The organism is Kitasatospora sp. NPDC127121, from assembly GCF_042677305.1.
GTDB lineage: Bacteria > Actinomycetota > Actinomycetes > Streptomycetales > Streptomycetaceae > Kitasatospora.
This window is the reverse complement of sequence record NZ_JBHXTQ010000010.1, coordinates 92,921-102,032: the sequence shown is the minus strand read 5'-3', so window position 1 is coordinate 102,032 and position 9,112 is coordinate 92,921. Positions and strand designations below refer to the sequence as shown.

The following is a 9,112-nucleotide window of genomic DNA, read 5'->3' as shown; positions in this document are numbered from 1 at the left end:
TCCGCCCCCCACACCCCCGGGTTTCACCCCCCCCCGCCCCCCCCCCCGCCGGCCGGCCCCCCCCCCCCCCGCCCCCCCCCGCCGCCGTTCCCGGGCCCGTACGGCTGTGTCATCGGCCACAGGGCCGGGCGCGCCGACGCCGGTGCGCGCGGGGCGCGTGCGCCGCCCGCGTGGTTCGTACGCCCAACCGGCGCACGCCTCCTGACGCCGCGCCCGCCGTCGCGGCAATCGGCCGAAACCGACTGACGGGCCCGCGCCACGGCGCACCCGCTCGTGTCCGGCCCGTCGACGCCGGGCGGTGCCCGTGGATAAGGTCGGGCCCCATGGCTGGCAGACCGCCGGGCGCACCGCCCCAGACGACTGCGACGAGGCCCGGCGCCGCCACGGCGTCCGGACCCGTGACGGCCCGGTTGCGCAGGAGGCTCCGCCGGGTCCGCCGAAGGCTGCGCACGGCCGGTGTCGACTACTTCCGCGGCGGCGCCGCCGACTGGCCGGTGCTCTGCGCCCTCGCCCTGCTCGTCCCGCTGCTGATCCTGCTCAACATCTGGATCCCCGCCTGGGCCCCGCCCACCGCGCTGGTCCTGCCGATCCTGGCCGGCGCGCTGCTGCTGCGCCCCGGCAGCCTGGTGGTGCTGTACGCGCTGGCGGCGCTCGGCCTGTCCGCCGAGTCGGTGATCCACACCGGCCAGCGGGTGGCCAGCGAGAACCCCGAGGCCTACGTCTACGGCGTCACCCCGGGCGCGGCCCTGGTGGTCGGCGCCGCCGGGGTGGGCGGCCTGCTGCTGGCCCAGTTCCGGGCCCGGGTCGGCGTGCCCTGGTGGGGCGGCTCGACCATGCTGTTCGACCTGCGCGAGCGGCTGCGGGTGCAGAGCCGGGTGCCGGAGCTCCCGGACGGCTGGCACGCCGACATGGCGCTGCGCCCGGCCGGCGGGCAGTCCTTCTCCGGGGACTTCGTGGTCGCCGCCCGCACCGGCCCGGGCCAGCGGCTGCTGGAGGTGGTCCTCGCGGACGTCTCCGGCAAGGGCATGGACGCCGGCTCCCGCGCGCTGCTGCTCTCCGGCGCCTTCGGCGGCCTGGTGGGCTCGCTGCCCGCGCACGACTTCCTGCCCGCCGCCAACGGCTACCTGCTGCGCCAGTCCTGGGAGGAGGGCTTCGCGACCGCCGTCCACCTGGTGCTGGACCTGGACACCGGCGAGTACGAGCTGCTGTCGGCCGGGCACCTGCCGGGGATGCAGCGGCTGGCGGGCGCCGGGCGCTGGGAGGTCAAGGAGGCCGAGGGCCCGCTGCTCGGGATCTACGACGGCGCGAAGTTCGACGGGGTGCGCGGCCGGCTGAACCGCGGCGACGTGCTGATGCTGTGCACCGACGGCATGGTCGAGGAGCCGGGCCGGGACCTCTCCGAGGGGATGGACCGGCTGATGGGGGAGGCGGACCGGCTGGTGCCCGGCAGCGGTCCGGGCGCGGGGGCCGGCGCGGCGGCCGCGCTGATCGAGACGGTGGCCCGGGACATCAACGACGACCGCGCGGTCCTGCTGCTCTGGCGCGACTGACGCCCCCTCGCCCCGGCCGTCCGTCACCGGACGGACCGGCACATGCCGCGGGCACCTGCTGTCAAGCCGGGCAGCCGATCTTCGGCCAAATCGGCCGCCCCGTCGGCTGACCGGACCTGCGGCTTCCGTTACCCGCCTTCGGCCGCCTTCCGGCCGCTCAGCGCCGCCCCGGCGACGATTCGTCAGAACGGCTCCGCTATCGTCCCGGTCGGCGGAAACTCGTCTCGCATCGCAGGATATCGGCGTTGGGCTGACTGTCAGACCTTTACGCAATCGGCACGGTCGACCACACTGAGTCCGGGCGGGACTGTTCAGGATTCGGGGGATGGGGGGCGTCACGTGCGGCACGGCAGACAACGTTCGACCGCGCCGGGCTCCCTCGCCGGTGGTGTGCCGGTCGATCCGCGATTCCGCCTCGGGACCGTCGGACAGGCCGGGGTCCGGCTTCGCAGGTGCCGCCGGGCGGCGGCACCACGCTATGAAACGAGGAAGTGAGTCCGGGTGGCACTCTCCGTCTCCGCGCTGGTCCTGTTCGCAATCCTGTGCATCATCTTCATCCGCAACAAGCAGTTGAAGATCGCGCACGGCATCATCGCCGCCCTGTTCGGCTTCATGCTGCACGAGACCACGGTCGCGGGCTCGATCAACTCCCTGCTGGCGAACCTCGCCCACAGCATCTCGGGCATCACCGGCGGCTGACCCGGCCGGGCCGTCCGCGACCCCCGCGAGGGGATCACCGGCCGGCCCGTCTGGCCTCCCGCCAGCGAGCGAACAGTCCCCGGGGGCGGGCCGCCGCCGGGGCGGGGGCGCGCATCGGCGCGGGTGCCGCGGCACCCGCCGCCGCGGCCTGCCCCGGCGCCGCCCGCTCGGCCGTCAACAGCACGAACAGCCGCGCCCAGCACAGCCGTTCGCCCCGCGGCCAGTCCATCGCGCGCAGCGCCGCCGACGCGGCCTCCGACACCTCGCCGTCGACCCGGACCTCGGCGACGTCGTCGCCCGCCTTCCCGCCCAGGAAGAGCTTCACCCCGACCGGCCCCGGCCCGGCCAGCTGCGGCCGCAGCGCGGGCGCGAGCGCCGGCAGCACCCGGTGCTCGGCGAGCCAGCCCGCCAGGTGCTCGTTGCCGAAGCCGAACACCGCCGCCGGCCCCTGGACGGCGTGCCAGCCCGGGAGTTCGGCGTGGTCCGCGTGGTCGGCGTGCACTCCGCGCCCGTCCGTCAGCTCGACCAGCACCGAGGCGGTGGTGGTCGCCCACATCTTCACCGCGTTGGCGAGCTTCTCCTCCTCGGTCTTGCCGAGGCCGGCCGCGCAGTCCCACACCACCGGCGCGTCCGCCCGGCCCAGGTGCAGCACGTAGCCGAGGTCGACGTGGCCGGCGCCGTCGTTCCCGGGGTGCTCGCGCACCGCCACCGCCGTCGTCCCCGGGCCGCGCACCACCTCGCCGTCGGCGCTGAACTCCTGTCCGAGGCGTGCCATCTCCCGGACGACACAGCGCTGTATGACGGCCAGCCGCTCCTGGGGACGCACCGGGACTCCTCCACCTCGGAGCGCGGCGGGTGAGCTCCCGCTCGAACTGCGCTCGAACGCCGCCGAGGCTATCGGCCCGGCAGCCAGGCGGGAAACCGTCCGGCCTCCCCGGTTCTCCAGTCGCGGAAATGTCTGGAATGCACCACTTTGGGAAGCGGAACCGCCCTGTGGCCGCCGGCCGGGGCCCTGCCGCCCGCCTGGAGAGCCCGCATGACCCGCACCACCCCGACACCCCCTCCGTCGCTCCTGACGGCCCCTTCGGCGCCCCTTCCGCCCCTTCTGGCGGGCCCGGACGGCTCCGGCCTGGCCGCCGAGATCGAGGCCTACCTCGCCTCGCTGCCCGCCCCCGTGCGCCGCCCGGTGCCGTACGTCTGCCCCCACGGCACCGCCGTGCGGCCGTGGTGTGCTGGCCACCCGGCGCCCCGGGTCACCCCGCTCGACCGGGTGCTGCGCCGCCCGGCCCGCCCGGTGCCGGTCAGCGCCGCCGACCACCTGCGGCTCGCCTCCCGCTACATCGGCGCCCACGGCTGGCTGCAGGGCGCGATGTGGGACGCACGCGGCCGGGTCTGCCTGCTCGGCGCCCAGGTCGCCGTCCTCGCGCACGGCTACGGCACCCCGGCCACCGTGCGCACCGCCCGGGTCCAGCTGATGGAGGTGCTGCACGCGACCGGCCGCCCGGCGCACTCCCCGGACGAGTACAACGACCGCCCCGCCACCCGGGAGGCCGACGTCCACCGGCTGCTCGACCGGGCGGCCGCCCGGGCCGCCCGGCTCGGGCTCTGAACCGGCCCGCCCGGCCTCGCGGGGCCGGGAGGACCGCCCGGAAACGCCAACGGCCCCGGTGCGTGGAGACGCACCGGGGCCGGGCCGATGAGCGGGCGACGAGAATCGAACTCGCGTGACTAGTTTGGAAGACTAGGGCTCTACCATTGAGCTACGCCCGCGCGATCCCCCGGTCGTTGCCGGCCGGAAGTTCGGGGGACAGCGTACCTGGTCCGGTCGCTTCCGTGCACACCGGATTCTGCGCGCGCTCCCTCGGACCGCCCCCGAATATGTCGGCGAGCCGCCAGGGCCCGACGTGTACGCTTCCTCTCGGCACCACGGGGTGTGGCGCAGTTTGGTAGCGCGTCCGCTTTGGGAGCGGAAGGCCGTCGGTTCGAATCCGGTCACCCCGACAGTGCGGCAGGGTCTCGTCCACCGTGGCGGGGCCCTGTTCTGTTCGGGCCCGACGGTGGCGCCTGGCGTCCGCCTTTCGTGGTACCGGTAGGATGGGGCGCTGGCGGTAGTCCCTGCGGTGTCAACCCAGGTCAACCGCACGAGGGCGAGGAGTCACTCTCACCGTCCACCCCCCACGGGAGATGCAGCTCCAACCCTTCATCGCCCGTCTCGCCCGACCCATTCGTACGGCCTCGGCCGGCGGCCGGGAACGGCGGAGGCAACCTGACCGCAAGCCCATAGGAGACCTAACCGTGAAGAGCGCCGTCGAGACTCTGAACCCGACCCGGGTTCGACTCACCGTCGAGGTGCCCTTCGAGGAGCTCAAGCCCAGCCTCGACGCGGCGTACAAGAAGATCAACCAGCAGGTCTCGGTCCCGGGCTTCCGCAAGGGCAAGATCCCGAACCGGGTCATCGACCAGCGCTTCGGCCGTGGCGCCGTGCTGGAGGAGGCCGTCAACGACGCCCTCCCGCGCTTCTACACGCAGGCCGTCGACGAGGGCAAGATCGAGGTCCTCGGACAGCCCGACATCACCAACATCGAGGGTGTCGAGAAGCTCGCCGATGGCGGCGACCTGAAGTTCACCGCCGAGGTGGACATCCGTCCGGAGATCACCCTTCCGGACTTCGCCTCCATCGAGGTGACCGTCGACCCGATCGTCGTCTCCGACGAGGACATCGAGAAGTCCCTGGAGCAGCTGCGCGAGCGCTTCTCCTCGGTCAAGGACGTCGAGCGCGCCGCGGCCGCCGGTGACATCGTGGTCGTGGACCTGATCGCCAAGGTCGACGGCGAGGTGCCGGAGGACGGCACCGCCAACGGCGTCAGCTACGAGATCGGCTCGGGCCGCCTGATCGACGGCATCGACGACGCCGTGACCGGCCTGGAGGCCGGTGGCACCGCCACCTTCTCCACCGAGCTCAAGGGTGGCACCCAGGCGGGCCAGACCTCCGAGGTCACCGTCACCGTCACCGCCGTCCAGGAGAAGGAGCTGCCCGAGCTGGACGACGAGTTCGCCCAGCTGGCCAGCGAGTTCGACACCCTGGAGGCCCTGCGCGACGACTCCCGCAAGCGCCTGGAGCGCATGAAGGAGTACGACCAGGCCACCCAGGCCCAGGAGAAGGTGCTGGACGCCCTGCTCGGCCTGGTCGAGATCGAGTTCCCGGAGAAGCTCCTCAAGGACGAGGTCGAGACCCGCAAGCACAACCTGGAGCACCACCAGCTCCAGCCGATGGGCCTCGACATCGACAGCTACCTGGAGACCCAGGGCAAGACCCGCGAGGAGTGGGACGCCGAGATCGAGGAGCAGGCGAAGAAGGGCATCAAGACCCAGTTCGTCCTGGACCAGATCGTCGCCGACGAAGAGCTGGGTGTTAACCAGGAGGAGCTGACCGAGCACCTCATCCGCCGCGCCGCCGGCTCGGGTCTCACCCCGGACCAGTTCGCGCAGCAGGTCGTCCAGGGTGGCCAGGTGCCGCTGCTGGTCGGCGAGGTCGCCCGCGGCAAGGCGCTGGCCACCGTGGTCGAGGCCGCCAAGGTCGTCGACACCGAGGGCAACGAGGTCAACTTCGACGACGAGGACGAGACGGCCGAGACCGTCGAGGCCCCCGCCGCCGAGGAGACCGCCGCCGAGGAGAAGACCGAGGCCTGAGTGCCCCGGTAACCCCTGAGGTCTGCGACGGGCCCGGACGCCGTACGGTGTCCGGGCCCGTCGTCGTCCCCCGGGGCGGGCCCGACCCTGCGCTCACAGCGAACAGTTCTGCGTGAGGGATTCTGCGGCCCGGCCTGCGCGTTAGGGTCCTTGGACAGCACCAATCACACCGTGATACCCGGAAGCTGTGCGACATCGTGACGGCCGTGGAGCGACCGTCCAAATCGACTGAGCAGGTGGCTAAGTGACGTTCCCGCAGATGCAGATGCCTGGCCCGATGGCGCCGCACGCCGCCTCTGGTGACGTGCTCGGCGGCCTGGGCGACCAGGTGTACAACCGGCTGCTCAACGAGCGGATCATCTTCCTCGGCCAGCAGGTCGACGACGACATCGCCAACAAGATCACCGCCCAGCTGCTGCTGCTGGCCGCGGACCCGGAAAAGGACATCTTCCTTTACATCAACTCCCCGGGCGGTTCGATCTCGGCGGGCATGGCGATCTACGACACCATGCAGTACATCAAGAACGACGTCGTCACCATCGCGATGGGCATGGCGGCCTCGATGGGCCAGTTCCTGCTGACCGCCGGCGCCAAGGGCAAGCGCTTCTCGCTGCCGAACGCCAACATCCTCATGCACCAGCCGTCCGCCGGCCTCGGCGGCTCCGCCACCGACATCCGCATCCAGGCCGAGCAACTGCTGCGCACCAAGAAGCGGATGTCCGAGCTGATCGCCTTCCACAGCGGCCAGTCCTTCGAGCAGATCACCAGGGACTCCGACCGCGACCGCTGGTTCGCGCCGGAGGAGGCCCTGGAGTACGGCCTGATCGACGCGATCATGCACAGCGCCGCGGACGTTCCCGGCGGCGGCGGCACGGGCGCCTGAGCCTCGGCCCGGCCCACGAGACCACAGCCACAACGCCCCGGAGGACAAGAACCCCCATGATCATCCCCAGCCTGTCGGCCGCCCAGGCCCGCGTCGAGGACATGCGCGCCGAGGGTCGCTACATCGTCCCGCGCTTCGTCGAGCGCACCACGCAGGGCATCCGCGAGTACGACCCGTACGCCAAGCTGTTCGAGGAGCGCATCATCTTCCTCGGCTCGCAGGTCGACGACGTCTCGGCGAACGACATCATGGCGCAGCTGCTGTGCCTGGAGTCGATGGACCCGGACCGCGAGATCCAGATGTACATCAACTCGCCCGGCGGCTCGTTCACGGCCCTGACGGCCATCTACGACACCATGCAGTACGTGAAGCCGGACATCACCACGGTCTGCATGGGCCAGGCGGCCTCCGCCGCGGCCGTGCTGCTCGCCGCCGGCACCCCCGGCAAGCGGATGGCGCTGCCGAACGCCCGCATCCTGATCCACCAGCCGTACACCGAGACCGGCCGCGGCCAGGTGTCCGACCTGGAGATCCAGGCCAAGGAGATCTTCCGGATGCGCGAGCAGCTGGAGCAGATGCTCTCCAAGCACTCCAACAAGCCGGTGGAGCAGGTGCGCGAGGACATCGAGCGCGACAAGATCCTCACCGCCGAGGAGGCCCTGGAGTACGGCCTCGTCGACCAGATCATCTCCACCCGCAAGACCTCGCTGACCTCCTGAGGCCGGCACCCTCCGAGGCGGGGCGCGCATCCTGCGTGCGCGCTCCGCTCCGGGTCGTCGGCGGCCTCCGCAACGGCATCTGTTCGGTATCAATTCGCCCAGGGCGTAGGGCAGACCCGGCGAAGAGGACGGAATCAGGGGCCCGGCAGAGTACCGTCGGATAGCGAGACCGATCGCCGTCGGCGTTGACGGTCCACAGCACCAGGCCCCGGAACTTCTGCGGGGCCCCTGGCGAAGGGGAAGCACCTCGTGGCACGCATCGGAGACGGTGGCGACCTGCTCAAGTGCTCGTTCTGCGGCAAGTCGCAGAAGCAGGTGAAGAAGCTGATCGCCGGCCCAGGCGTGTACATCTGCGACGAGTGCATCGACCTGTGCAACGAGATCATCGAGGAGGAACTCGCCGAGACCTCCGAGGTGCGCTTCGAGGAGCTGCCGAAGCCGCGGGAGATCTACGAGTTCCTGGACCAGTACGTGGTCGGCCAGGACCTCGCCAAGAAGGCCCTGTCGGTGGCGGTCTACAACCACTACAAGCGCGTCCAGGCCGGCGAGGCGGGCCGCAGCGGCGGCAACGGCCGCGAGGACGCCATCGAGCTGGCCAAGTCCAACATCCTGCTGCTGGGCCCCACCGGCTCCGGCAAGACGCTGCTGGCGCAGACCCTGGCCCGGATGCTCAACGTGCCGTTCGCGATCGCGGACGCCACCGCGCTGACCGAGGCCGGGTACGTCGGCGAGGACGTCGAGAACATCCTGCTCAAGCTGATCCAGGCGGCCGACTACGACGTCAAGAAGGCCGAGACCGGGATCATCTACATCGACGAGATCGACAAGGTCGCGCGCAAGAGCGAGAACCCGTCGATCACCCGGGACGTCTCCGGCGAGGGCGTGCAGCAGGCGCTGCTGAAGATCCTGGAGGGCACCACCGCCTCGGTGCCGCCGCAGGGCGGGCGCAAGCACCCGCACCAGGAGTTCATCCAGATCGACACCACCAACGTGCTGTTCATCGTCGGCGGCGCGTTCGCCGGCCTGGAGCGGATCATCGAGGGCCGGGCCGGCGCCAAGGGCATCGGCTTCGGCGCCAACATCCGCTCCAAGCGGGAGTCGGACGCCAGCGACCACTTCCGCCAGGTGATGCCCGAGGACCTGGTGAAGTTCGGCATGATCCCCGAGTTCATCGGCCGGCTGCCGGTGATCACCAGCGTCCACAACCTGGACCGCGAGGCGCTCCTGCAGATCCTCACCGAGCCGAAGAACGCGCTGGTCAAGCAGTACCGCAAGCTCTTCGAACTGGACGGCGTGGAGCTGGAGTTCTCCAGGGACGCGCTGGAGGCGATCGCCGACCAGGCGATCCTGCGCGGCACCGGCGCGCGCGGTCTGCGGGCCATCATGGAGGAGGTGCTGATGTCCGTGATGTACGAGGTGCCCTCGCGTCAGGACGTCGCCCGCGTGGTGGTCACCGGGGACGTGGTCTCCAAGCACGCCATCCCCACCCTCGTCCCGCGCGACATGATCAAGCGCGAGCGGCGCGAGAAGAGCGCCTGACCCGCGCCCGCCGCATCCGCAAGGACCCCGCA

General features: G+C 71.6%; 8 protein-coding genes and 2 tRNA genes. 8 read left to right on the top strand and 2 right to left on the bottom strand.

Annotation, left to right across the window (positions count from 1 at the left end; all coding sequences use genetic code 11):
* Positions 1-410: 410 nt before the first annotated feature.
* Together ACFVHI_RS08495 and ACFVHI_RS08490 are read left to right on the top strand one after the other, a co-directional pair.
* A complete protein-coding gene (locus ACFVHI_RS08495; protein ID WP_063351101.1) occupies positions 411-1,550 on the top strand; it encodes a PP2C family protein-serine/threonine phosphatase in 1,140 nt (379 codons plus the stop codon).
* 501 nt (positions 1,551-2,051) lie between these two features.
* Positions 2,052-2,249, top strand: a complete 198-nt coding sequence (locus ACFVHI_RS08490; protein WP_063347574.1) for a hypothetical protein — start codon at positions 2,052-2,054, stop codon at positions 2,247-2,249.
* Between the two features lie 34 nt (positions 2,250-2,283).
* Here the strand turns inward: ACFVHI_RS08490 and ACFVHI_RS08485 are convergent, their stop codons facing one another.
* The gene (locus ACFVHI_RS08485; RefSeq protein ID WP_063347573.1) at positions 2,284-3,075 is read right to left on the bottom strand and encodes a DUF6348 family protein; all 792 of its coding nucleotides are present in this window, start codon (positions 3,073-3,075) and stop codon (positions 2,284-2,286) included.
* A gap of 210 nt (positions 3,076-3,285) precedes the next feature.
* On the opposite strand from ACFVHI_RS08485, the gene ACFVHI_RS08480 reads away from it, so the two are divergent.
* Positions 3,286-3,858, top strand: a complete 573-nt coding sequence (locus ACFVHI_RS08480) for a hypothetical protein (RefSeq protein WP_380336929.1) — start codon at positions 3,286-3,288, stop codon at positions 3,856-3,858.
* 90 nt (positions 3,859-3,948) lie between these two features.
* On the opposite strand, the gene ACFVHI_RS08475 is transcribed toward ACFVHI_RS08480, so the two are convergent.
* Positions 3,949-4,019: transfer RNA gene (locus ACFVHI_RS08475), tRNA-Gly, on the bottom strand.
* 157 nt (positions 4,020-4,176) lie between these two features.
* On the opposite strand from ACFVHI_RS08475, the gene ACFVHI_RS08470 reads away from it, so the two are divergent.
* The 5 genes from ACFVHI_RS08470 to clpX all read left to right on the top strand — a co-directional run bounded on the left by ACFVHI_RS08470 (position 4,177) and on the right by clpX (position 9,080).
* Positions 4,177-4,250 (top strand) — tRNA-Pro (locus ACFVHI_RS08470).
* 294 nt (positions 4,251-4,544) lie between these two features.
* On the top strand, positions 4,545-5,939 hold the full coding sequence (tig, locus tag ACFVHI_RS08465) for a trigger factor (protein WP_363369863.1): 1,395 nt from the start codon (positions 4,545-4,547) through the stop codon (positions 5,937-5,939).
* Positions 5,940-6,204: 265 nt separating this feature from the next.
* Positions 6,205-6,822, top strand: a complete 618-nt coding sequence (locus tag ACFVHI_RS08460; protein ID WP_063351100.1) for an ATP-dependent Clp protease proteolytic subunit — start codon at positions 6,205-6,207, stop codon at positions 6,820-6,822.
* Positions 6,823-6,878: 56 nt separating this feature from the next.
* Positions 6,879-7,541, top strand: coding sequence for an ATP-dependent Clp protease proteolytic subunit (locus ACFVHI_RS08455; RefSeq protein WP_063347570.1), 663 nt, complete (start codon positions 6,879-6,881; stop codon positions 7,539-7,541).
* A 249-nt stretch (positions 7,542-7,790) separates the two neighbouring features.
* Complete coding sequence (gene clpX / locus ACFVHI_RS08450; protein ID WP_063347569.1) at positions 7,791-9,080, top strand: ATP-dependent Clp protease ATP-binding subunit ClpX; 1,290 nt, start codon at positions 7,791-7,793, stop codon at positions 9,078-9,080.
* The last annotated feature ends 32 nt before the right edge of the window (positions 9,081-9,112 follow it).